This window comes from Mycolicibacterium holsaticum DSM 44478 = JCM 12374, assembly GCF_019645835.1.
In the GTDB taxonomy this organism is placed as follows: domain Bacteria; phylum Actinomycetota; class Actinomycetes; order Mycobacteriales; family Mycobacteriaceae; genus Mycobacterium; species Mycobacterium holsaticum.
The window spans coordinates 3,463,346-3,487,492 of sequence record NZ_CP080998.1; the positions used below are offsets into that span (position 1 = coordinate 3,463,346).

Annotated in this window: 22 protein-coding genes and 1 pseudogene; 5 read left to right on the forward strand and 18 right to left on the reverse strand. The window is 65.9% G+C overall.

What is annotated here, in order from left to right; genetic code table 11:
* Positions 1–3: 3 nt before the first annotated feature.
* The 4 genes from K3U96_RS16830 to K3U96_RS16845 form a co-directional block, all read right to left on the reverse strand.
* Complete coding sequence (locus K3U96_RS16830) at positions 4–1,146, reverse strand: spirocyclase AveC family protein (RefSeq protein ID WP_220690455.1); 1,143 nt, start codon at positions 1,144–1,146, stop codon at positions 4–6.
* Positions 1,147–1,149: 3 nt separating this feature from the next.
* The gene (locus tag K3U96_RS16835; RefSeq protein WP_220690456.1) at positions 1,150–2,262 is read right to left on the reverse strand and encodes an ABC transporter substrate-binding protein; all 1,113 of its coding nucleotides are present in this window, start codon (positions 2,260–2,262) and stop codon (positions 1,150–1,152) included.
* Between the two features lie 64 nt (positions 2,263–2,326).
* Positions 2,327–3,133, reverse strand: a complete 807-nt coding sequence (locus K3U96_RS16840; RefSeq protein ID WP_220690457.1) for a CbbQ/NirQ/NorQ/GpvN family protein — start codon at positions 3,131–3,133, stop codon at positions 2,327–2,329.
* Positions 3,134–3,168: 35 nt separating this feature from the next.
* Positions 3,169–4,890: a nitric oxide reductase activation protein NorD gene (locus tag K3U96_RS16845; RefSeq protein WP_220690458.1), complete on the reverse strand. Its 1,722-nt coding sequence runs from the start codon at positions 4,888–4,890 to the stop codon at positions 3,169–3,171.
* A gap of 75 nt (positions 4,891–4,965) precedes the next feature.
* On the opposite strand from K3U96_RS16845, the gene K3U96_RS16850 reads away from it, so the two are divergent.
* Complete coding sequence (locus tag K3U96_RS16850) at positions 4,966–5,907, forward strand: SDR family NAD(P)-dependent oxidoreductase (RefSeq protein ID WP_220690459.1); 942 nt, start codon at positions 4,966–4,968, stop codon at positions 5,905–5,907.
* Positions 5,908–5,910: 3 nt separating this feature from the next.
* Here the strand turns inward: K3U96_RS16850 and K3U96_RS16855 are convergent.
* A pseudogene (locus K3U96_RS16855) lies at positions 5,911–7,023 on the reverse strand (ABC transporter substrate-binding protein).
* A gap of 100 nt (positions 7,024–7,123) precedes the next feature.
* Between K3U96_RS16855 and K3U96_RS16860 the strand changes: the two are divergent.
* The 3 genes from K3U96_RS16860 (at position 7,124) to K3U96_RS16870 (ending at position 9,736) form a co-directional block, all read left to right on the forward strand.
* Complete coding sequence (locus K3U96_RS16860) at positions 7,124–7,771, forward strand: nitroreductase family protein (RefSeq protein WP_220693559.1); 648 nt, start codon at positions 7,124–7,126, stop codon at positions 7,769–7,771.
* Positions 7,768–8,301, forward strand: a complete 534-nt coding sequence (locus K3U96_RS16865; protein WP_230982177.1) for a nuclear transport factor 2 family protein — start codon at positions 7,768–7,770, stop codon at positions 8,299–8,301. The genes K3U96_RS16860 and K3U96_RS16865 overlap by 4 nt, the downstream gene beginning before the upstream one ends.
* A gap of 136 nt (positions 8,302–8,437) precedes the next feature.
* Positions 8,438–9,736 carry a TetR/AcrR family transcriptional regulator gene (locus tag K3U96_RS16870; RefSeq protein WP_220690460.1) on the forward strand — a complete coding sequence of 433 codons (1,299 nt, stop codon included), beginning with the start codon at positions 8,438–8,440 and terminating at the stop codon, positions 9,734–9,736.
* On the opposite strand, the gene K3U96_RS16875 is transcribed toward K3U96_RS16870, so the two are convergent.
* From K3U96_RS16875 to K3U96_RS16885, 3 genes are all read right to left on the reverse strand, one after another.
* Positions 9,733–10,929: a cytochrome P450 gene (locus tag K3U96_RS16875; RefSeq protein WP_220690461.1), complete on the reverse strand. Its 1,197-nt coding sequence runs from the start codon at positions 10,927–10,929 to the stop codon at positions 9,733–9,735. The genes K3U96_RS16870 and K3U96_RS16875 overlap by 4 nt on opposite strands.
* Before the next feature lie 297 nt (positions 10,930–11,226).
* Positions 11,227–12,300: an NAD(P)H-dependent amine dehydrogenase family protein gene (locus K3U96_RS16880; protein WP_220690462.1), complete on the reverse strand. Its 1,074-nt coding sequence runs from the start codon at positions 12,298–12,300 to the stop codon at positions 11,227–11,229.
* Complete coding sequence (locus K3U96_RS16885) at positions 12,297–12,482, reverse strand: hypothetical protein (RefSeq protein ID WP_220690463.1); 186 nt, start codon at positions 12,480–12,482, stop codon at positions 12,297–12,299. Before K3U96_RS16885 ends, K3U96_RS16880 begins: the two co-directional genes overlap by 4 nt.
* A gap of 141 nt (positions 12,483–12,623) precedes the next feature.
* On the opposite strand from K3U96_RS16885, the gene K3U96_RS16890 reads away from it, so the two are divergent.
* Complete coding sequence (locus tag K3U96_RS16890; RefSeq protein WP_220690464.1) at positions 12,624–13,730, forward strand: NAD(P)H-dependent amine dehydrogenase family protein; 1,107 nt, start codon at positions 12,624–12,626, stop codon at positions 13,728–13,730.
* Here K3U96_RS16890 and K3U96_RS16895 read toward each other — a convergent pair.
* The 10 genes from K3U96_RS16895 to lepB form a co-directional block, all read right to left on the reverse strand.
* Positions 13,714–14,205: an Rv2253/PknI dimerization domain-containing protein gene (locus K3U96_RS16895; RefSeq protein WP_230982178.1), complete on the reverse strand. Its 492-nt coding sequence runs from the start codon at positions 14,203–14,205 to the stop codon at positions 13,714–13,716. The two genes, K3U96_RS16890 and K3U96_RS16895, sit on opposite strands and share 17 nt — an antisense overlap.
* Complete coding sequence (locus K3U96_RS16900) at positions 14,202–15,716, reverse strand: MCE family protein (protein ID WP_220690465.1); 1,515 nt, start codon at positions 15,714–15,716, stop codon at positions 14,202–14,204. The genes K3U96_RS16895 and K3U96_RS16900 overlap by 4 nt, the downstream gene beginning before the upstream one ends.
* Positions 15,716–16,879, reverse strand: a complete 1,164-nt coding sequence (locus K3U96_RS16905; protein WP_230982179.1) for an MCE family protein — start codon at positions 16,877–16,879, stop codon at positions 15,716–15,718. The genes K3U96_RS16900 and K3U96_RS16905 overlap by 1 nt, the downstream gene beginning before the upstream one ends.
* 5 nt (positions 16,880–16,884) lie before the next feature.
* Positions 16,885–18,276, reverse strand: a complete 1,392-nt coding sequence (locus tag K3U96_RS16910; protein WP_220690466.1) for an MCE family protein — start codon at positions 18,274–18,276, stop codon at positions 16,885–16,887.
* Positions 18,273–19,376 (reverse strand): MCE family protein, encoded by a 1,104-nt coding sequence (locus K3U96_RS16915; protein ID WP_220690467.1) that lies wholly within the window; start codon positions 19,374–19,376, stop codon positions 18,273–18,275. The genes K3U96_RS16910 and K3U96_RS16915 overlap by 4 nt, the downstream gene beginning before the upstream one ends.
* Positions 19,376–20,401, reverse strand: a complete 1,026-nt coding sequence (locus K3U96_RS16920) for an MCE family protein (RefSeq protein ID WP_220690468.1) — start codon at positions 20,399–20,401, stop codon at positions 19,376–19,378. Before K3U96_RS16920 ends, K3U96_RS16915 begins: the two co-directional genes overlap by 1 nt.
* On the reverse strand, positions 20,398–21,591 hold the full coding sequence (locus K3U96_RS16925; RefSeq protein ID WP_220690469.1) for an MCE family protein: 1,194 nt from the start codon (positions 21,589–21,591) through the stop codon (positions 20,398–20,400). The genes K3U96_RS16920 and K3U96_RS16925 overlap by 4 nt, the downstream gene beginning before the upstream one ends.
* A gap of 534 nt (positions 21,592–22,125) precedes the next feature.
* Positions 22,126–22,431, reverse strand: coding sequence for a DUF2469 domain-containing protein (locus tag K3U96_RS16930; RefSeq protein ID WP_128107358.1), 306 nt, complete (start codon positions 22,429–22,431; stop codon positions 22,126–22,128).
* A gap of 76 nt (positions 22,432–22,507) precedes the next feature.
* Positions 22,508–23,266 carry a ribonuclease HII gene (locus tag K3U96_RS16935; protein WP_230982180.1) on the reverse strand — a complete coding sequence of 253 codons (759 nt, stop codon included), beginning with the start codon at positions 23,264–23,266 and terminating at the stop codon, positions 22,508–22,510.
* A 26-nt stretch (positions 23,267–23,292) separates the two neighbouring features.
* A complete protein-coding gene (gene lepB, locus K3U96_RS16940; protein ID WP_220690470.1) occupies positions 23,293–24,123 on the reverse strand; it encodes a signal peptidase I in 831 nt (276 codons plus the stop codon).
* Between the last annotated feature and the right edge of the window lie 24 nt (positions 24,124–24,147).

Below are 24,147 nucleotides of genomic sequence, written 5' to 3' on the forward strand. Positions count from 1 at the left end.
TCATCACCTCTGCGCTTCCGGTGCGCACCGGTCGCTCTTGGCGCCCAGCTCCACATCCGGTCGCCCGTCGGGCTGTCCGCTCATCCAGGTCGACATGATCCCCACGGAGTACGGACCCTCCTGACCGTTTTCCTCGTAGAAGCCTTGCGGGTCATAGATCTTCACTTCCGGATAGGGCCACGGGCAGGCCACCGAGGTGGAGATCTTGGTTGCCTTCACGATCGCGAACAGCCCGCCGTAACAGAAGTAGGCGATATTGATGATCACGAACATCACAATGAAGGTGCCCAGTCTGGGTTTCGAGGGGAAAATCCGGGCACGCTGAGCCAGCTTCTCCGCGACGGATTTACCGGTGTCGTCGCGGTAGAGCAGCACACCGGCGGGGATCATCACGAACGTCACCGCCACCACTTCCCAGATCAGCGGGAACTGATAGGTATCTCCGGTGAACACCGACGCCCACGGCGGCACCTGCGAATAGATGTACATGCCGGTGCGCACCAAGGTGATCTCGAGCGCCGCGTCGACGACCACGCCGATCGGGAAGATGATGGCCGCCAGGCTGATCAGCGGGTGACGCCACACGAATGAATCAACGGGTCTGCGCGCCTGCAGTTTTCGAAGGATCCAGACGGCCGGGAAGTACGGTCCGAGGTAGAACATCACGTAGCCGAGAACCACGAACGGCTCCACCGTCGGTGACAGCGACACCAGTGGCCAGTCCTCGGGCAGGTGCGCCAGTTCCGGGTTGTAGACCGCGAACGGTGACCAGTTCATGATCGGGTCCTGCCACACGATCAGCGACGTCACCAAAGCCATCAACAGCGTGGGGTTGTGTGGGTTGCGCCGCCAGTGCACCACCCACAGGATGATGATGACGGCCATCGTGATGACGGTGAAGGTCTCGAGGATCACCACCCAGGTCGACGTGCTCCACCCGAACAGCACCTCCACCGGCCGTGGCGCGCCCTCGACGTCCGGGTTGGCTATCCGCGGGGAACCCGGCCCCTTGCGGGTGTTGACACCGAAGAACACGGCGATGGCCAGAAGTGCGGCCACCGAGATCGTCGGCCCGAGCCAGGAACGCTTCGGCGGCTCGACGGCCGCCGTCGGTGCGGCATCGGCCTTCGGGGTTTCAGTGGTCATCGGTTACTCCTCACCGAAGCGGTCGACGAGATGGGAGGTGACTCCGTCGGCGTCCAGTCGTCGGGCCACCAGATATCCGGCACCCATCCAGGCCCGGCGGGTCCAGTTGCCGAAGGAGACACGGGTGCCCGGTGCTCCCGCGGCGGCGGGCATCATCTTGACGCGTTCCAGCGCCTCCTTGACCCCACGCGGGCTCAGCGGGTGCGCATCGGTGCACGCACGTAGCAGTGCCGTGGCGACATCGCAGTTCACCACGGGCACACAGTATTCCGGCCGACGGCCGAACTTCTGCTGGTACTTGTCGAGGAACCGCTGGCCGACGGGGTTGCCCTCGTCGTACTGGTCGACACCGGTCCATCCCATAAACGCGTTCCACATGATCGGGTTGATCCACGCGTTCTGGAAGGCGGTGCTGGTGAACCTGGGTGGATCCCAACCGAGCTCTTCCAGGGCGGGGTTGACGAAGACGATGCCGAAGCCGAAGCCGGCGTGCACGACGGCCTGCGCCTTGGCTTCGTACAGGGTGCGCACCGCAGCCGAGACGTCCTGTGCCGTCTGCGCGATCGCCGCCTCGGCGACGATCCGAATCCCCTTGCGTCGACAGGCAGTTCGGAAGTTCTTCACATACGTCTCGCCCACCAGGGACTGCTCCATGAGGACACCCACCTCGGTGTGGCCGCCCTTGGCCAACAGGTCCGCCCAGAAGATCGGCTCGTCGGTCAACGACCCCTGCGGAAAGGAAAACGTCCACTCCCCCAACCAGGCGTCACTGCCGGTGACGCTGAGCGCGGGAACGCGGAACCGCTCCTCGATGGCCTCGCGGGTCGGCACGCAGTTATCGGTGATGTGCGGCCCGAACACCGCGAGACAGCCCTCGTCGACGAGCTCGCCGTACGCGTCGATCACCGCCTTGACCGACCCCTTGGGAAGACCCTCGACCTCCTTGTAGATGATCTGGATCGGCCGGTCGATCTCGCCGTTCTCCACCGCGTCGGCAAATATCAGCTCGAAGGGATTGGACAGGTCTTCCTTCATCTCCTGCGGATACAGGTCGGGCAGCTTGAAATCCATGAGGTACCCGAACTTGATCGGTTCCGCGGTGCTCTCGTAGGACATGCAACCTCCGTGGATGGGCTAGACCTAATATTTGTTCAGACCCTAGCGAGGGTGGCGAGCAGGGTCAATCGTTCGGCGACCGGTCGAGCAGGTAGGCGTCGATCATCTCGATCAAGCCACGGGTCACCGTCGAGTCATCGGTGAGCGGACCGGCGATCGCAGCCCGCGCCGCGTCCCGCGGGGTCAGCCCCTCGGCGATCAGCCGGCCCGCCGCGATCAGCACTCGGGTGGAGGCGACTTCGCGGAGTCCCCCGGTCTCCAACCGCCGGATCGCCTGTCCGAGCCGCACGAGTTCGGCGGCGCGGTCATGGTCGATCGCCGCTTCGTTGGCGACGATCTTCTCTTCCACGTCGTGTGTCGGAAAGCCGAATTCGATTGCGACCATCCGTTGGCGCGTCGAGTCTTTGAGATCCTTGAGCACACTTTGATATCCCGGGTTGTACGACACGACCAGGCAGAAACCCGGCGCCGCGTCCAGCGTGACGCCCAGTCGCTCGATCGGCAGTTGCCGCCGGTGATCTGCCAGCGGATGCAGCACGACGGTGGTGTCCTGGCGGGCCTCGACGACTTCGTCCAGATAGCAGATCGCGCCGTCGCGGACGGCACGGGTCAGTGGCCCGTCCACCCACTCGGTGTCGCCGCCACGCAGAAGGAACCGGCCGACGAGATCGGCGGTGGTCAGGTCGTCGTGACAGGAGACGGTGACCAATGGACGGTCCAGATCGTGTGCCATCGCCTCGACGAAGCGCGTCTTACCGCATCCGGTCGGACCCTTCAGCGCAATCGAGAGACCCTGCCGGTAGGCCGCCTTGAACACCTGTTCCTCGTTTGCGACGGGCACGTAGTACGGGCGCGGCGGCTTCACCTGCATGCTTTCCCTTCGCTCTTCCTCGGGTTCTACGGACCCTAACGCGGAACAGATGTTTGGTTCAAGCTTTTCCGGCTACCGACACGCCGACGCAGGTCGGCAGTGCGCAACGCCGCGCGGAACAACGGGCCGATCACGTCGGCCAGCTGCGTGGGTTTGGGGATGGACGCATGCGCGGCACTGCCGAACACTCTGGCCAGTTCACCGGAGTCGGTGGCAGCGCCAATCGTCAAGCACAGGCAGCCGATGCCCTCCCGCCGGGCCTCCCCCAACGCCCGTCGTACGTCGGCCGCCCCGTACTGCCGTTCGTAGCCGTGGTCGTAGGCCAAACCGTCGGACAGCACGACCAGCAAGCGGCGCGAGGTGCCCGCCTTCTCTGTCATCACCGCCGTGCCGTGCCGGATGGCCGCGCCGAGCCGTGAGTATGCGCCCGGGGTCAGACTGCTCAGGCGCCGCATCACCATCGTGTCGAAATGGTCGTCGAACCGCTTGACCGGGACCAGGTGCACGGCCGAACGCCCCTGCGACTGGAACGCGTACAGCGCCACGCGGTCTCCGAGTTCGTGTAGCGCAATCGTCAGCGCCGCGGCGGCCGCGCGCTGCTGCTCGTGCACGGTCTGCCCGAAAGTTCCCGCCTCCGAGGCGGAACCCGAGACGTCGAGCAGGATCAGCACCGCCAGATCACGACGTCTGCGCAAGCTGTCGAGGTATACGGCCTCGTCGGGCGTCGAACCCGCCAGTGTTTCCACGCGCGCTTCCACCGCGGCGTCAACGTCGATATCGTCGCCCTGGGTCTGCCGGTGGCATCGGTCCAGTCCGATGCCGAGCCGGGTCAGGGGTCGCCTCAGCGCATGCACGTCGGGCCGTGCCAGCACGGGCCCCTTTTCGATCGGGGGATCGATTTCCTGCACCGTGCACCAGTCCGGCCGGTAGCAGCGTCGGCCGAAGTCCCACTCCGGATATGTGTGGCCCTCATCCCCGGAACCCTGCCCGCTGTCGGCGTCCACGGGGCCGGCTGCCGTGGAGGTAACCGCGCCGGATCCACGAATACCCTTGCGAGAGCGGTGGGTTGGCGAATCTACACCCGGTGTGCCACCGTCGGATAGTTTGCGCACACTGCGCGTCATCCGCTTCAGGAGCTTGCCGAGGGCCCCTCCACCGCCGACAGGGCTCGAGAAGGGGTCGATCACGTCTTCGGCGCTGTCGTCATCGAGGTCGGCTATCACCTTGTTGGTCTCGCGGCGCGGGACGTGCCCGCTCACCGATTCCGCCCGTGCGACGGCGGAACGCGCCGCCAACAGTTTTTGTGCCCTGATCACACCGAAGCCAGGGGGCGGGTCAGCGATGTCGCGCTCGGCTCCAGCGACCTTCAGCGACCCGACCGCCGAATCGGCCCGCGCCGCCATGTCGAGGTCAAGCAGGCAACGAACACCGAACGGCAGCAGGTCGTCGTTCGTCGACAGTGCCCGCTGGCCTTCGACCGCGAGATATCGCCGGGCCAGCGCGGGGCGCCGGGTGAGCCTGCGCACCACGTCGGGCTCCAGACCTCCGCTGGCCAGCAGCGACGCCTGCACCGCGACCGACTGGAGTTGGCTGGGCGCACTCGCCGTTGGGTCGATGTACACCGTGATGCCGTCGGTCCAGGCCGCCTCACCCGGGGCTGTCGGCGCGACGGCCACCGTGCGGTTGGCGAGCGCGGAGGCCAGCAGCGCCAGGCGTTTGGGGTTACCGGCGTCCTCGCTGACTGCGCTGTCGTCCACGCCACCTCGCTCGTTGACCAAATATCTGTTCCAACGTAAAGTCCGGCAGCACCGCAGTCAATGACCGGAGGGGCGATGATCGATTTCACCGGCCAGGTCGCCTTGGTGACGGGCGCCGGACGCGGTCTCGGGCGCGTCTACGCGCTCGAGTTGGCAAGGCGCGGTGCGTCCGTCGTGGTCAACGACCTCGGCGGGAGCATGGGCGGCGACGGGGAGGACACCGCGGTCGCCGACCGGGTCGTCGACGAGATCACGGCCTCCGGCGGTGTGGCCGTCGCGTCCTACGTCTCGGTGGACAGCCCCGCAGGCGGCGAGGCCGTCGTGCGGACCGCCGTCGACGCGTTCGGCCGGCTCGACGCGGTGATCAGCAATGCCGGGATCTTCAGCGCGATCCCGTTCGACGAGCTGACACCCGAAGACTGGCGACGCATGCTCTCGGTCCACCTCGACGGTGCGTTCTACCTAGCCCAGCCCGCCTACCGGGTGATGAGGGCGCAGGGATACGGCCGCTTCGTGTTCATCGCCTCGTCGGCGGGGATGTTCGGCCAGCATCTGGAGGCGCACTACGCCGCCGCCAAGACCGGCATTGTCGGCTTGACCAACGTGATTGCGCTCGAGGGCGATCCGCACGGAATCCGGGCCAACACCGTGTTGCCGTTCGGGCTGTCCCGGATGGTCACCGAGACGCTGGGTGATCCGAAGGTCCTCGAGGAGAACGGCTTTTTCGCCGCGATCCGCCCCGAACTGGTGGCGCCGATCGTGGTGTTTCTGGCCAGCCGGGACTGCGACTTCAGCCACCAAAACTTCTCGGCGTGTGCGGGTCGATTCGCCCGCGTGTTCGTCGGCCTCAGCGACGGCTGGCTGGCGCCGCGCAGTGGCGATCCGGATGGCGATCCGACTGCCGACGATATCGCCGCGCACCTCGCGGAAGTGGTGGCCACGCAGCCGTTCACGATCCCCGGGTCGATCTACGACGAGGTGTTCGCGGTCGCCCGGCGCCTCGGTGTCACCGGATGAGCGTCACTCTTCGCCGAAGCGGTCCACCAAGTGGGAGTTGACGCCGTCGGCGTCGAGTCGGCGCGCCACCAGGTAGCCGGCGCCCATCCATCCCCGCCTGGTCCAGTTGCCGAACGACACCCGGGTGCCGGGAGCCCCTGAGGCGGCGGGCAGCATCTTGACCCGCTCGAGCGCCTCCTTGACTCCCCGCGGGCTCAGCGGATGCGCATCGGTCAGCGCGCGCAAAAGGGTGCGGGCGACATCGCAGTTGACCACGGGCACACACTATTCCGGGCGTCTACCGCAGTGCTGCTGGAACCGGTCGAGGAACTGCTGGCCCACCTTGTTGGTCTCGTCGTACTGGTCGACGCCGGTCCATCCCGTGAACGCGCTCCACATCGCGGGGTTGATCCAGGCGTTCTGCCACGCGGTGCCCGCGAACCGCGGTGGATCCCAGTCGAGTTCAGCCAGCGCAGGGTTGACCAGAACGATGCCGAAGCCGAACCCGCAGTGCACGATCGCCTGGGCCTTCGCGTCGTACAGGGTCCGTACGGCTTCGGTGACATCACGGGCCGTCTGCGCGATGGAGGCCTCGGCGACGATCCGGATGCCTTTGCGCTGACAGGCTTTCCGGAAGTTTTTCAGGTAGGCCTCCCCCACCAGCGACTGCTCGACGAGCACCCCGACGTCGGTATGTCCGCCCTTGGCCAGCAGGTCGGACCAGAAGATCGGCTCGTCATGGTGCGAGCCCATCGGAAAGGCGAAGAACCATTCGCTCAGCGCGTCATCGGATCCAGTGACGCTGAGGGCGGGCACCTTGAACCGATCGACGATGTCGTCGCGGATGGCCACGGCGTTGTCACCGATGTGCGGGCCGAAGACCGCCAGGCAGCCTTCGTCGACCAGTTCCCCGTAGGCGTCGATGACCTTCTTGACCGACCCCTTGGGCAGCCCCTCGACCTCGCGGTAGACGATCTCGACGGGTCGGTCGATCAACCCCTGCTCGAGCCCGTCGGCGAAGACGATGTCGAACGGAATCGTCAGGTCGTCGCGCCGCTCCTGCGGGTAGTCGTCGAATAGAAGAACGTCCATGAGGTAGCCGATCTTGATCGGTTCGGCGGTACTTTCGTAGGACATCTCGCTCCTTGAGGTGCCGTTGGCATCGTTGACCAAAAATCTGTTCCGGATTATGGTCGGCCCGACCGCCAAGCACAAGGAGCGCGCCATGAACATCGACATGGACATCGACCAGCTCCTGACGTCAACCCGGTCGGCGCGAAGGTCACTCGACCTCGACGCGCCGGTGGATCGGCGCGCCGTCGAGGACTGCCTGCGGATCGGGATGCAGGCCGCCAACGGATCCAATCAACAGAGCTGGCGTTGGATCGTCGTGGCCGACGAGGAGTTGCGGGGCCGCTTGGCGTCGCTGTACCGCGACGCCTACCTGCAGAGGGTCGGTGGCCAACTGATCGCCGACCTGCTGCCCCCCGACATGCCCGGCCGAAGGATCATGTCGTCGACCGAATGGCTGGTCGAGAACATGGCAAAGGTTCCGCTGCTCGTAATCCCCTGCTATGAACCGTATCTCCCCCGGGTGGACGGTGACGAGTCCTTCTTTCAGGCAACGCTGTACGGCTCGATCTTTCCGGCCGTGTGGAACTTCGCGCTGGCCCTGCACACCCGTGGCTACGGCACGTGCGTGACGACTCTGCACCTGGCTCACGAGGAGGCGGTCCGGGAGATGCTCGCCATTCCCGAGGGTTACGTCCAGGGCTGTCTGCTGCCGGTCGCCCGCCTGCGGCCAGGCGTCACGTTCCGTCCGGCGGAGCGGCGGCCGATCGCCGAAGTCGTCGCCGTGGACACCTGGGAGGGGCCGTCGTTGTGAACCCCAGACTGCGGGAGCTCTGCGATCGCGCGGACATCCTCGACTGCATGCAGCGCTACGCGCGCGGGATGGATCGACGCGACCGCGACCTGGTGCGCTCGGCCTACCACGACGACGCGGTCGACGAGCACATCGGTTTCGTGGGCCCCGTCGACGAGTTCATCGACTGGGCGTTTGCCTACCACCGGACGCAGACCCGCCATCAGCACTACCTGTTGAACCACACCGCCGAGATCGCGGGCGATCAGGCGCACGCCGAAACCTACTATCTGTTCGTCGGAACGGACCGCGAGCCGCCCAATCACCTGACCATCAACGGGGGCCGCTACGTCGACCGGCTGGAGCGACGCGACGACCGCTGGGCGATCGCGGCGAGGGTGTGCATCGTCGAGTGGCACACCGAGTCGACGTCGCTGATCACCGACGAGACCATGGGGTTTCTGGCCGACATCATGACCGTCGCCCATGACCACACCGACACCTCCTACGATCGCCCACTGACCGTCAGCCGCGCCCCCACCGGCCCGTGACGGCGTTGAGCAGCCCGTCTACCGGCGCATTCGCGGGTTTGCGCGGCGCCGTGCGGGGGGCCTGTTCTGGTAACCTTGACCAAACTTTGGGTCGGCTCGACCAAACCGGTCGACGGGAGCGGCGAATGGAGGTGTCGTGGGGCGTCCTCGCGTGACGTCGAAGGCCGACCTCGCGGCGCATGCAGGCCATTCATACGACGACGGCACCCGACGGACGGAGATTCTGCAGACGGCGGCGTCGCTGATCGCCACGTCCGGTCTGCGGACGTCGCTTCAGGAGATCGCCGATGCCGCCGGCATTCTGCCAGGCAGCCTCTACCACCATTTCGAGTCCAAGGAAGCGATCCTCGTCGAGTTGCTTCGGCGTTACCACGAGGATCTCGACCGCATCGCCGAAGAAGCCCTCAACCGCCTCGACGATCCGACCTCGCTGTCGGCCTTCGACCGGATCGTGGAGTTGGGCGCGGCGATCGCCCAGTGCGCCGTGACACACAGCGCGGCGCTGCAGATGACGTTCTACGAGGCGCCGACCTCCAACCCCGAACTCGCTGCGCTGGCCCAGCAGCGCCCGGCGGCGATCCTCGAAGCGATGGTGCAGACGCTGCGGGCCGCCCGCTGGAACGGATATCTGCGGCCCGACGTCGATCTGCCGATCCTTGCCGACCGGATCGTCCAGTCGATGCGACAGGTCGGCCTCGACGTCATCAGGCACAGTGCGGGTGCCGACAAGGCCGCGGCCCTGTTGTGCCGAATCCTGCTGGAGGGACTGGCGACTGTCCCGCCCAGCGATGCCGACCTCGATCGCTCTGCGGCGTTCATCGCCGCCGACGACGCCGTGAAGTCGTGGATCGAAGAGAAAGAGTCCGCACCGAACGACAAGGCCGCACACGTACGCGCGGTCGCACGCACCGAGTTCGGCCGAAAAGGCTACGAGGTCACCACGATCCGCGATATCGCCTCGGCGGCGGGCCTGGGTACCGGAACGGTGTACCGCTTGATCGGCTCGAAAGAGGAGCTGTTGGCGTCGATCATGCAGTCGTTCGGCGAGAAGGTGGCCGAGGTGGGCTGGACCAGCGTGCTGCGGTCCGACGCGTCGGCGATCGAGAAGCTGGATGCGTTGAGTTGGATCCACACCAATGCCCTCGCCCACTTCGGCGACGAGTTCCGGATCCAGCTCGCGTGGATGCGGCAGTCGCCACCCGACACCCCCAACATCGCGTGGCTGTTCACCAAACGCGTCAGACAGATGAAAGCCCTACTCGCCGCGGGGGTTCGGTCAGGTGAGATCACCATCGACGGTCCGTCCAACGAGATGCTGGCCCGCATCGTCATCGGCGTCTCGTGGATCCCGGAGAACCTTCTGCGAGATCTCGGCACCCGCGCATCCCAGATCCATGTCCGCGACACGCTGTTGCGCGGGGTCACTGCGCGTTAGCCGACCGTGATGGGCAGCTTGCCCCACCCTCGTACGCTCGACGTGTGCGCCATGGCGGCGTTGTCGTAGTCGACCTCCCACTCCGGCCAGCGCCTCAGCATCTCCTCGAGTGCGACCCTGGCCTGCATCCGGGCCAGCGACGAGCCGAGGCAGAAGTGCAGGCCCTGGCCGAACGACAGGTGTGCTCCGGTGCGATGGATGTCGAAACTCTCACCGTCGGGGTAGCGCCGCTCGTCTCGGTTGGCAGAGCCGTTGAGCAACAACATCACCGAACCCTCGGGGATCTTCTGCCCATAGCTCTCGGTGTCACGCGCGACATAGCGGGCCTGCACGGGCGACGGCGCCTGGTAGCGCAGCACCTCCTCGATCGCCCGGGGAATCAACGAGAAATCCTCGACGAGTTCGCGGCGCTGATCGGGATGCTCGGCGAGCATCTGCGCGATGAAACCGATCAGCCGTGTGGTGGTCTCGTTGCCGGCGCCGGCGATCATGCTGGTGTAGGTCAGCACTTCGATACGCGACAGGGGTCGCAGCTCGCCGTCCTCTTCGACCTCGGCGGTGAGCAACTGGGTCATCAGATCGTCTGACGGGTTTTCAGCCCGCCATTCGATGTAGTCGGCGAACAGCTGATAGGCGTTCTCGAACGCGGCTTGCGATACCGCCCGAAAGCTTCCCTCTTTCAGCCCGATCGAAGCATCGGTGTTGTCGCGGATCTGCTGCTGGCCCTCCTCGGGGATGCCCAGCAGGTAACCGATGGTCCGCATCGGAATCAGCGCGCCGAAATCACCGATCACGTCGAAACTGGTTGCCCCGGCGAGCGCGTCGAGCGCTCGGACACAGAATCCGCGGGTCAGCGGTTCGATGGCGTCCATCCGGCGCGGCGTGAACACCCTCGACAGCACCCGACGATGGATGTCGTGCAGTGGCGGGTCCTCGAACAGGATCACCCCCGGCGGCACCTCGACGCCACTCATGATGATGTCCATGGTGGTGCCCTTGCCCGAGCGGTAGGTGTCCCAGTCGTGCAGCCCCTGGGCGACGTCGTCGTAGCGGCTCAGCGCGTAGAAGTTGTACTTCTCGTTGTAATAGAGCGGCGCCTCGTCGCGCATCCGCTTCCAGACCGGATACGGATCGTCATCGATGGCGAAATCGAAGGGGTCGTAGTACAGGTCGACGGTGCTCGCGCCGGTCATTGGTTACTCCCTCTGGTAGTCGTCAGTTCACCGACGCGCTTGCGGTACGGCCACGCGACGTCGGGGCGGTATGCCGCCACACAGCGGCGAAAGATTGAGCAGCGGCCGAGATTCCGGCCGAGGCTTCGTTTCCGGGATTGCACCTGGCATACATCTGGGTATCGTGGAGCAGGTGCCACGTTGAGCATCAACCGCTCGGTCCGCGCCGCGATCGCCGCCGCATAGAGGTCGGTGGTCGGGGCGCCGAACTCAGGTGCGCGCATATCGCACCGAATCGAGAACACCACAACCCTCCGATCAATCGAAAGCGTTGCGCGGCAGCGTATTCGGCAGGTCCAACGAGCTCAGCAGGCCGGCAGGCGCGTCGACCACATAGGGGATGGCATTGACGACCCGCATCGCCGTGGCGGTCATCGCGGCGTGGCCCGCGCCGTGCCCCTCGGCGGCGCCCATGTTCATCGCGCAGTGGATGTCGGGATCCCCCTCGATGTCGACGCGGTAGGTGGCGTCGAACTCCGATGCCTGCCAATCCGGCGCCACGTCGCGCGCCATCCGGATGATGTGCTCGACGACGATGGCCTCCCGGCCGTTGACCACGCCCGCGGCTCGGGTGCTCACCGCACCGCACGTGCCGGCTTTGATCGTCCCGAACGCGACCTCGATGTCCCTGTCGGTGAGCCGCCGGTCGAAAGCGCCGCGGACCTCCTCGACCTCAACCCCGAGGCCCGCTGCCATCAGGTGAATCGGGGCCCGCCAGGCCATTTCGATGAACCCCGGCGTCTTCATCAGCGGTTCGAAATCGAGCGGATGGCCGAAGCCCATCCCGTTCATCATCACGTCGGCCACCGGATAATGGTCGTTGAGTGCGACCTCGGTGACCTTCAGACACCGGATCGTCTTCGACTGGGTCGCGAGCAACAGCGCGAGCTGGTCGGAGCCGAACCCGGGGAAGATGCCGGAGGCGTAGAACGAGGCATTGCCCGCCCTGGCCGCCTTCTCCAACTGGTCGCGCCAGTCGGGCGAGTAGTACGCGGGCGGATAGATCAGGGTCGTCGACGTCGTCGATACCACGTTGATCCCGGCTTCGAGCAGCTTGAGGTAGTCCGGCACCGCGCCGGCGTCGCGTTCCGGCCCGCTGGCGGCGTACACGACACAGTCGGGCCGCATGGCGATGAGCGCATCGGCGTCGTTGGTCGCGGCCACCCCGATCGGGCTCCCGCCGGCCAACTCCCCGGCGTCCCTGCCGATTTTCTCCTCGGAGTGCACCCATACCCCGACGAGGTCGAGATCGGGTCTGCGCCGGATCGCGTCGATCGCAATCGATCCGACACCTCCGGTGGACCAGACCACGGTTCGCAGCGGTGATGTCACGAGTCCTCCTGTCGTTCATACACGTTCGCACGCGACCACGGGACGCCGCCGCACAGCGGAAGCAATGGCAGCGGCCGGCCCGCACGGATGTATGCGGCGGCCTCGTCGATGACGGTCGCGTAGAGGTCCGTGGTGGCTGCGCCACCCTCGGGTGCCCGCATGTCGCACCGCAGCGTGAACATCAGCGCCGCGTCCGGCAGGTGGTCACGCCGACCGACTATAACCTAAATTTTGTTCTGCTTTCCGATTTAATAGTGAATACTATTCTCGACGCCTATATTCGTACCAAGCAGTCTCCTGGGCGCTCCCGAGAAGGAGGGGTGATGACAGACGGTACGTACCGCGTGGTGGTTTGGTCGACGGGCGGAATCGGCGCGATCGCCATCCGCGCCATCGAGCGGCGGCCCAATCTGGAGCTCGTGGGCGTGTGGGTGCACTCCCCCGACAAGGACGGCAAGGACGCCGGCGAACTCACCAACGGCGATCCGATCGGGCTCAAAGCCACCACCGACGCCGACGCGTTGATCGCGCTCAAGCCCGACTGCGTCATCTATGCGGCCAGCGGACCCGAGCGTGACGCGCTGGCGATCCCGGACTACGTGAAACTGCTGGCCGCGGGCATCAACGTCGTGACGACCAGCACCACCCGCCTGGTCAACCCGCATGCCTACGAACCGGCCGAGTGGCGCGATCAACTCACCGCCGCGGCGAAGGAAGGCCAGGTCTCGCTGTACGCCTCGGGTATCGAGCCGGGCTTCGCCGCCGACTACCTGCCGCTCGTGTTGTCGACGCAGTCCAGTCAGATCGAGAAGATCTACGCCAACGAGATCGCCCTGTACGACGACTACGGGGTGGCCGACATCATGAGCGACGCAATGGGTTTCGGCCGGCCCCTCGACTACGACCCGTGGATCGCGATCCCCGGTGCAATCGCAGGCGAGTGGCAGGGACAAATCCGCATGATGGCCGACGCGCTCGGCGTCGAGGTGACCGAGGTGCGGGAGAAGTTCGATCGACAGGTGACCAACCGCACGCTGCAGGTCGCGATGGGCACCGTCGAGGCAGGCACCTGCGGTGCCCTGCGGATGCAGGCCATCGGCGTGGTCGACGGGGTGGAGGCGATCGTCATCGAACACGTCACCAGGCTCGCACCCGACGTGGCCCCCGACTGGCCGCAGGGCAACGGCGACCTCTCCTACCGTGTGGTGATCACCGGCCAACCCGATATCGAGTGCACGCTCACACCCACCATCCGTGACCGCAAGAAGGCCGCCATCGAGCACATGACCTCCGGCGCGGGCGCCATGGTCGCCACCGCGATGCGGGTGGTCAACGCGGTACCGTATGTCGTTGCCGCACAACCGGGGCTACTCAGCGCGGTCGACCTGCCGTTGACGATTCCGCAGCACGCGTTCAATCCACGCGGGTGAGCGTGAACGGCATCTCGATGTCGAGAACCTTGTTGAAACCACACGCGCCACTTGGCCCTTCGGTCCTGTCCCACCCCCCGTACTGACCGGGCACCGCGGGGTAACCCACCCAGAAGATGAAGGATTGCCGCCCCGGGTATGCCGTGCCGTCGATGCACGGCTCCCAGTTCTCGATGGTGTGAGTGACTTTCCAACGCCCGCTCAGGTAGACCAGATCTCCGCTCCAGCCGTGGTCGCTGACCACCCGGCCGGTGCAATCCTGGTAGGTCGTGCACGTCGACGTGATGGTCCACCTCTGGTGCACGCTCTTCTCGTCGTGGCGGGAGTCATTCGTCTTCGCCCACCGGCCGTCGGAGAACGCGGCGTAGGTGCCGTTGAGCGCCACCTCGTCATGGGCCTGTGCGGGGGCCGCCGTACCGGCGGACCACAGCATCACCGCTGCCGCCACGCTCGCCACCATCCGAACCCGCATCATCGTTGCCCCTTGAACACCAGGTCTTGCCAGTTCTTCGGCGGGTCGACGAGGTCGGTCTGGTGGCCGACCGTGCCGTCCGGGGTGGCGAACTGGCCGGTCTGCGGGTCGTAATGTGCAATCGCCACCGACGGTCCCGGCGTGGAATCCTTGGCATCCAAGGAGTTTGGTGTCGCAGGAACAGCGGCTGCCGGCGGTGGGCCCTGCGGCGGCGGGGTGCCCTCGATCGGAGCGTGAATGTTCTCCTGAAAGCTCACCCGGTCATCGGGCGGCACCCCCTGCGCGATCAGGTTCGGATCGATCGGCGCCGGGCCGAGGCTGTGCTCGCGCATCGCGAGCGGTCGATAGGGCTCGTCGCTGTAACAGATCTCGACCGTGGGTGCGCGCTTACCGGGCACGCCCATGCACGGCGCATTGCGGGCTCCCCGGACCACGATCGGCGAGTCCTGGGGCAGCTTGCAGTAGATGCCGTCCGGGGTGTCGAGCGTGGTGGTGTCTGCGGGGCTGCGCCAGGACGACGGCGGCAGGAACCCGACCGTACACGGATTGGGGTCGGCGATCTGGATGCGGAAGTCGCCCAACGGGATACCCGTCGGGTTGTTCTCCGGCGACGAGGCCAACGTGTTGGCCACAAACGGTGGTAGCAACACCAGAACCTGTTCGAGGGAGGGCCGGTAGGTCACCGCGACCTGGCCGAAGGTGGTGAGGTTGGCCAGCAGCACCGGCAGGGTCGGCTTGACCTGGTTGAGCAACTGTGAGACCTCCTTGGCCGCCTCGGGTCCGCGCTGCAACAGCGTGCGTATCTGCGGGTCGTTGGTCACCACCTGGCCGGTGATGCCCGCCAGGCTGCGCGCCCACAACTCCAACGCGTCGGTGGTCTGCGCCTGCGAAACCAGCAGGGGCCGCGTGTCTTCAACCAGGGTGGCCGACCGCTGCGCCACCGAGTTCAGATCGCTCGAGATCCGCGACGAGCTGTCGACCAGCGAACCCAATTCGTAGCCCGTCTCGCCGAACGCGGTGAACGATTCGTCGATCAAACCGCTCAGGCTGTCCTTCGGGATGCTGTTGAGCAGGGCGCTGACCTGATCGAGCATCGGACTGACCTGTTGCGGAATTCTGGTGTCAGCCATCGCGATGACCGACCCGTCCTGCAGATACGGCGGCGAGTCGGTGCGCGGCAGCAGTTCGACGTACTGCTCGCCGACCGCGGACACGCTGCGCACCTCGACCACCAGATCGGCGGGGATCTTCGGTGAGGTGTCCAGCGATAGGGTTGCGGTGGCATGGGTGCGTGACACGTCCATCGCCGTCACCTTGCCGATCTGTACCCCTCGATAGGTGACGTTGGCGAAGCGGTACAGACCGCCCGAGGCGGGCAGCTCCAGCTTCACCGTGAGCCGCCCGACACCCAGCAGCGTAGGCACCTGCATGTACGTGAACACCATCACCAGCACGCCGACGATCGAGGCGATCGTGAAGATCACCAACTGAATCCGGACCAACCGCGACAGCATCAGCCACCGCCCCCGGGTTCCCACGGCGCCGGAGCCGCATTCGGGATCGGTCCGAACGGCGGTGAGGTACCGACGCCCAGCGGGAACTTCGTGTAGTAGGCGTCGTAGCCGGGATCACCCGGTGCGGGGATCAACGACGCCCGGTCCTGTCCCAGCCGGGTTCCGAGCAGCAGGCCCCGCTTGATGCGGGAATTCGTGAGATCCACCGTCACGAACAGGTTCATGTAGTCACCGCGCACACCGCGGTCGATGATGTTCTGGGTCAGGGGGAACGTCGGCAGGTAGGCCAGCGCGCTGTCGATCTCCGGTCCGACGTCGGCCAGCGCACGCAAAGTCGGCTCGAGATTCTGCAGGTTCTTCACCAGATCGGCGTGCGTGTCGTTCACGAGCCCGGAGACGGTGTCGCTGAACTCCCCGAGCCGCGCCAGCGCCGTGGTGATCTTCGGCCGTTCCCGCAGCAGGACGTCCAGGGCCGGCGGAATCTTGTTCAGCGCCCGGGTGAGCACTTCCTGCTGGCTGCCGAGCCGCTCGGAGAACCGGTTCAGTTCCTCGATAATCGCGATGATGTTGTCGCGCTGTTCGTACAGGGTCCCGACGAACGTGTCGAGCCGGGTGATCAAATCTCGCACCACATCTTTGCGGCCCGACAGTGCGGCGTTGAAATTGCCGATGATGTCGCCGATCTGGCCGAGCCCGCCGCCGTTGACGACGGCCGCCAGCGCGGACAACGTCTGTTCGGTCGACGGGTAGGTCGACGAGGCGGTCAAACCGATTGTCGCGCCGGGCGACAGCCGCCCGCTCGGGGCTTCACCGGGCGGTGGATCCAGCGCGACGTGCATCGAGCCCAACAGGCTGGTCTGCCCGACCGTCGCCACCGCGTTGGCCGGCACTACGACATCCGGTTGCAACGACACCTCGAGGTCGACATGCCAGCCGTGCAACCTCATCGCGCCGACGCTGCCGACCACGACGTCGTCGATCATCACCGGTGAATTGGACTCCAGTGTCCCGACATTGGCGAGTTCGACGTGATACACCTGCGCGTCGGGCCCGCGCCCCACCGCACCGGGCAGCGGTAGGGAGTTCACCCCGTCAAACGCGCAGCCGGTGGCGGTCATGGCCACGGTCAAGCCGGCCGCCAACATCCGCCGTCCCACGCGCATACCGATCACGGTGGTGTCCCGTCGTCCGGCGCAGACACCGCGCCGGGGGCCGGCGACCGCTCGGCTGGCAGCAGGATGTCCTGCAGCGTCGGCGGTCCGGCGGGCGGCAGTGGCGGCGGGCCGGGGACCGGTCCGTAGCCGGGCGGTGGGGGCACGTCGCCGGCGCCGGTGTACGCCGAGACGGCGGGTGGCAGATCCGGCGGTCCCGGCGGCGGGCCGTCCGCTCCTGGCATCAGGCCCGGCTCGCTGTAGCGCAACATGTACGGCGGTGGATTGGAGCTCAACAGGAAGCTGAACGGAAACGGCAGGTTGTTGAAGTTCGCGAGACGTAACCCGGGGCCGAGGTACTGGGAACACAGCGTGGAGGTGGTCGGGGCGGTGACGTTCTGCAGGGCACCGATCATGCCGCAGATGAACCAATCCGGGTTGGCCATGTTGTTCAACACGAACACTCCGCTCGCCGCCCCGGTGCGCGGGTCGAACATGTTGACCGAGTTGGCAATCGAGTGCGGCGCGATGTGCAGGACGTTCTCCAGCTCCATGCGGTGCTCGGCGAGGTTCTGTGCGACGTTGGCCAGCCGCTGGATCTGCTCAGAGGTCTTGTCCCGGGTGTCGCGCACGAAACGGGTTGTCTCGCGCACGACCTCGGACAGGTCGGTCAGCGCCGCATCCAGTTCCGACCTGCTGTCGTTGACCACGCTGGTCAACGTGGCGAACCTGTTCTGGAACTGCACGATCTGCTGGTTGCTGTCGCGCAGCGCGGTCACGAAGGTCTGCAGGTTGGTGATCGTGTCGACGATGTTGCCGCCGCCGTCGGCCAGGATCCGGCCCACCCCCGACAGTTGCTCCAGTGTCTGGCGCAGCTTGTCGCCGTTACCGTCCATCGCCGCGGCCGCGCTGTCGATGAACCGGCCGACCGAACCCGTCTCCGCGGCAGCGGTGTCACCGCCGGGCCCCAGTTCGGTTGCCAGCCGCATCAGTTGCTCTTTGACCTCGTTCCACTCCACCGGGACGGCGGTGCGCTCGACCGGAATCACGGTGCCGTTCCGCATGACCGGCCCTGACTCGTATGCCGGGGTGAGTTGGACATAGCGGGCCGAGACGAGGTTCTGGGCGACGATGACGGCCTTGGCGTCGGCTGGCACCGTGACGCCGTGCCGCACGGACAGCTCCATCTTCGCCTGTGTGCCGATCGGCTCGATCGACTCGATGGAGCCCACCTTCACGCCCGCGATGCGGACCTCGTCGCCGGGATAGATCGCGGTGGCGGTGGTGAAATGGGCAATGATCACGGTGGGCCGCGACAGGGTGCGCACGATCACCACGGCGACCCCGCAGACCAGCAGCGCGGTCAGCGTCACCGCCAGCACCAGGCGCACACCACGGCTCCGGATCATCGCGGCGGTTCCCCCCACTGCTCCCACGGCTGGGGAATGCCGTTGTACGGGAACGGAAGTTCAGCACGCGGACCGACGTTGTCGGGTGGCTGGCCGGCATTGACGCCGCGCCGGAACCCGAACGCGTAGTCCAGCCACGGCTGCAGCAACTGGGCGAACATGATGTTGGGGATGTAGGCCTGGTAGTAGGGGCCGTTGCCGATGGTCTCTCCGAGGGTGATCTGGAACTTCGCCAGGCCCGGAAGGGCTTTCGCGATGTTGTCGCGGTTCTTCTCCAGTATCGCGGTGACGCCGTTGAGCTTGTCCAGCGTCGGCGCCAGCTCACGCTCGTTGTCGCGGATCACACCCGACATCTGCTTGGACAACGCCGACGTGTGAACCAGCAGCTCGACGATCGCGCGCCGGCGCTCCGACAGCACCGCCACCAGGTCGTTGGCGTTGAGGATCAGGGTGTTCACCTGCGCGCTGCGGTCCGCAAGGATCCCGGTGATATCGGCACCGTTCTCGAGCAGATCACCCAGCGTGTCATCGCGTTCGTTGATCGCCTGTGACAGCCGGGTCAGCCCGTCGAAGGTCGGACCCAGTTGCGGGGCAACCTGATCCAGGGTCGCCGACAAGGTGTCCAGCGACTGGTTCAGCGAGGCGGTGTCGGTTCCCGCGGTGTTCGTGGTGAGCTCGCTGACGGCTTCGGTCAGCGAATAGGGCGATGCCGTGCGCGACGCCGGGATGACGTCCATCGGGTTCATCGTGCCGTCGCCGCCGGACTCCAGGGTCAGGATGCGTTCCCCCAGCAGTGTGCCGGTGCGCACGTGCGCGGTGGTGTCCGATCCGAGCTGAACCGTCCCGTCGACGATGAACGTCACCACGGCATTGCGTCCTTCCAACGCAACACCGGAGACCGAGCCGACCTTCAGTCCGGAGATCGTCACGTCGTTGCCCGGCGTGATGCCACCGGCGTCGGTGAACTGCGCCTGGTACCGGATCGACGTCGCCCACGACACCAGGGGTTCGGGGGAAAGGCCGACCGCGATGACCAGGATGATCAGGACGACGCCGAGAAGCCCCGCCCGAACCAGCTGTGTGCCTCGGTATTTGCGCATCAGGGCTCGGTGCACCTCCCGTTCTCCTGCTTGATCCACGGGAAGACCGCGGTGCGACCCTGCAGATCGGTCACCCGCCACTTCAGCTCGCAGATGTAGTAGTTGAAGAAGCTGCCGTATGCGCCGGTGCGCACCAGCTTGCGGTAGTTGTCCGGGGCCTTCTGCAGGCTGGTGTCGAGCCGGTCCTTCTGGATGTCGAGGTGGGTGGCCAGCCTGCTGAGCTCGTCGACGGTGCCCGCCAGCGGCGTACGCGCATCGCCCAACAGGTCGGCCACCGACGCGGTCCCGTCGTTCAGCGATTCGATGGCCGATCCGATCGGATCGCGTTCGGCGGCAAGCTGGGTGACGAGGTTCTCGAGCTGCCCGATGGTGTCGGAGAACTTGTCGCCCTCTTTGGTCAGGGTCGCCAGCAGCGTGCGCAGATTGTTGATCAGCGCCTGGATCGTCCTGTTGTGTTCGGCCAGCGCCGCGGTGAAGCCCGAGGTGTTGGAGAACAGGGACTGCAGCGTGTTCTCCTGGCCTTGAAAGATTCCGATGATCGAGGCCGACAGCGCGTTGACATCCTGCGGATTGAGTCCGCGCAGAACGGGTTTGAGCCCGCCGAGGAGCAGGTCGAGATCGAGCGCCGACTGGGTTCGGACTTTGGGGATCTGCCCGCCAGGCGGCAGCGGTGCGCCCGCGGGACCCTCGATCAACTCCAGGTAGCGGTCGCCGACCAGGTTGAGATAGCGCACCGCCGCCCGGGTACTGTCGGTCATCGCCACGTTGGGATCCGCGTCGAACGTCACGACCACCGATTTGTCGCGTTGGAGTTCGACGCGGTTCACCGTGCCGACCCGCATGCCCGCGACCCGCACCGACTCCCCCGGCTGGAGTCGGGACACGTCGGCGAACACCGCCGAATAGCCCTTGCGCGAACCGGTTTGGTACTGGCCGAAGATGAAGAACAAGGACGCCGTGAGCAAGCTCATCACGACCGCGAAGATCGCGAACTTGATGACCGTGGGTCGAAACGATCGCCTCATCCGGGTTGGCCGATCTGGGCGGTGTTGCGGGGCGGCCCGGCGGTCTCGTTGTCGCCGAACATGATCTGCTTGATCAGGTCGGAGTTGAGCACGACGCCCGGATAGGTGCGTCGCCACGGGTTGGTTCCGGTGTCGGCGACGACGTACGGCGGAGCGGCTTCGAACGGCATTTTCGGCAGCCCGGTGCACTGGGGGCCGCCTTCGGCGCCGGCCTTGGGCAGGTCCAGCGGGTAACGGTATCGCTCCTGGGCCCACAGGAAGCCGGCCAGCACCACAACCCCCGGCTCCTTCAACGGCGGAACGTGGGTCGCCTCCACCATTCCGGCGAGGCTGCACCACAGCGCTTGGTTGTACTCGTTGAGCAGATCGGTGGTCGGCACCAGCAGGCGCAGCACATCGGTCAGCGGTTGGCGGTTCTCGGCGAGGACGTGGTTTCCGATGTCGGCCAACCCGATCACGCTCACCAGCGCCGCATCGAGGTTGGACTGCTCGTCGACGATCGAGTCGCTGATCTGCGCTGCGTTGTCGGCGATCGAGACAAAATCGGGGGCCACATCGGCGTAGCTCCGCACGACGCCAGGTGCGGCCTGCAGGTCGGCGCGAAGTGCGGGCAGGGCGGGTTCGAGCGTGGCCAGATAGGCGTGCAGGTCCGACAGCATCTGGCCGAACTTTTCGCCGCGGCCGCTGACCGCCGACGCGATCCCGGCGAGGGTGGCGTTGAGCTTGGCGGGCTCGACCTTCGAGAGCACCGAGGTCAGTTGCTCGAATACGGTGTTGACCTCGACCATGACGTGTTGGGCAGTCACCACCTGACCGGCTTGCAGCGACTCCGCTGACGGGTGGCGGGGAAAGACGAACTGCACCTGTTTGGCGCCGAACACGGTCGGCGAGGCGATGTCGACGAGCGCGTTGGCGGGTATCGCATCCAACCGCGACGGATCCATGTCGAGGTGGATCGCCGCCCGGCCGTCCGACAGCTCCTCGATGGCGGCGACCCTGCCGACCTGTACACCCCGGATTTTGACCTTGGCGTCCGGGTTCATCACCAATCCGGCCCGCTGGGAGATCACCGTGACCGGTACGGAATCAGTGAAGGCGCCGCGGAACAGGTTCGCCGCCAACACGACAACCACCACGCCCACGACGATGGACACCAGCCCGACCAGTGGACGCAGCAGCGGATGTGTCATCGACCGCCTCCGCACGAGGGACGCACCAAACGGCGCCGCTGCGTTCGGTATGACAAGCGGGTTGCACCCCCATCGCGCGTTCGACGACGGTGCAGCACTTTACGCCGGAACATATCTTTGGGTCAATGTCTCGCGGATCGACCGTGCGCCTGTCTTGGTTACCTGTGCCCGACATGCTCGTCATGCCACAGTCCGCGTTTGCTGCATATCGGTCTTGCGCAATTCAGCACAGGTATCCCCGAGGCGCGATACATATCGAAGTTATCTGTCTTACACACGAAACGTCGTGTCGGCCCGTGTCCGACGCGTTCTAGATGCCGAACCCGGTCGTCACTATGGAGCAAATTTTAGGTCGAATTCGACGGAAGTGGCGCACTGAGACCGTACGGGTCCTGCCCACCACACCGTCGGTGTGGCACCTATGATCGCTGGGAAGTTACCCCGGATATCCAAAATTGCAATTTTTATATAAAAAGAGTGGGACGCGGGCGCATCACCGCAGTGCTTGCGCCCGTGTAAATTTCAGCAGGCCTGCTACTCGGGCAGGCGCAGCTCCGGCTTCTCCACCTCTTCGATGTTGACGTCTTTGAAGGTGATCACCCGGACCTGTTTGACGAACCGCGCGGGCCGGTACATGTCCCACACCCAGGCGTCGGCCAGCCGCAACTCGAAGTACACCTCGCCGTCGGAGTTGCGTGGCACCACTTCCACGCTGTTGGCCAGATAGAAACGGCGCTCGGTCTCCACGACGTAACTGAACTGTCCGACGATGTCCTTGTATTCGCGGTAGAGCGAGAGCTCCATCTCGGTTTCGTACTTCTCGAGATCTTCGGCACTCATCAGCTCAGCTGTCCTTCATATCGGTCCCACCGGCACGTCCGCTCGTCGCACATGCGGTATCTCGTCAATTCTCCCACTATCCGAACTCGACGCACTGCTCCGGTTCACCCCCGTCATCCGTCCCCGAGCCGTCGCTCGCCGGCCCGCCGGTGATCAACTCCGTGACCACCTTGATCCCCGTCTTGGTCGCGACCCGGCGCACGTTGATGAACGAGTACCGGTGCTGGGTACACGGCCCGAGCTCGGCCAGCGCCGCGCTGTGCGCCGGGGTGCTGTAGCCCTTGTGCTCGGCGAAGCCATAGCCGGGGTGCTCGGCTTCCATCTCGACCATCAGCCTGTCACGACTGACCTTGGCCAACACACTGGCCGCGGCGATGCAGGCCGCCGCCGCGTCCCCACCCACCACCGGCAGCGAGGGCATCGGCAGCCCGGGCACCCGGAACCCGTCGGAGAGCACGTAGCCGGGCCGCACCGAAAGACCGGCCACCGCCCGGCGCATCCCCTCGATATTGGCCACGTGCACACCGCGACGATCCACCTCGACCGACGGGATGAACACCACGTGGTAGGCCAGCGCGTAGCGGCAGATCAGCGGAAAAAGCCGCTCGCGTTCCCTCGCGTTGAGCTTCTTGGAGTCGTCCAGCGCCGCCAGGCTCTCCAGACGGTTCGGTCCGAGCGCGCATGCGGCGACCACCAGCGGCCCGGCGCACGCACCACGGCCGACCTCGTCGACGCCGGCGACCGGCCCGAGACCGCTTCGGTACAGGGCGGACTCCAGCGTTCGCAGGCTCGAGGACTTCCGGATCACCGTTCGCGGAGGCCAGGTCGCCGGCAACAGTAAATCTCCTACTGCGTGTGGGGTCAGGTCTGGGGGTTCACGCTGCTCACGCCGCCCCAGCGCGTCGGGGGCCAGGCGATGAAGCGCGCCTTTCCGATGACATTGTCCACCGGCACGGTGCCTGCCGTCGGATCACCGGTGCACAGGATGCCACGTTGCGCATCGGCGGGTGTGCTGGTGCAGTGGGCCCGCGAGTCGGCCGAATGCGTGCGGTTGTCGCCCATCACCCACACCCTGCCCTCGGGCACTGACACAGGTCCGAACTCCGGCCCGAGGCACTTGTAGAAGTTCGGATCGGGCACGTTCATCGTTTCCCGGTCCAGATACGGCTCGTCGAGCGGTTTGCCGTCGACCGTCAGCCCGGTGCTCTCCCGGCATTCCACGGTCTGCCCGCCCACCGCGATGATCCGCTTGACGAGGTCGTTCTCGTCGGGCGGGACGAACCCGATGACGGAGAACGCGTTCTGCACCCACCGCACCGCGGCGTTGTCGGACCGGATCGACTTGTAGCCCACGTTCCAGTTCGGCGGTCCCTTGAACACCACAACGTCACCGGGTTCGGGCGCGGTGAACCGGTAGGTCATCTTGTCGACCATGATGCGGTCCCCGGTGCAACCCGGACAGCCGTGCAGCGTGGGTTCCATGGACTCCGACGGGATGAGATAGGGCCGCGCGACGAACGTCAGCATCACGTAGTAGAGCACCAACGCGATCGAGATGAGGATCGCGAATTCCCGCACCGCGCCGTGTTTCTTCTTGGGCTTCTCGTTCTCGTCCGCCGTGTCGGGTTCTGAAACGGTGTCGTCGAGGTCGGGCTCGGCAGACGATTCGTCTGGCGCAGTGGGTCCGGTCACCGCATCAGCGTAGCCAGCGCGTCG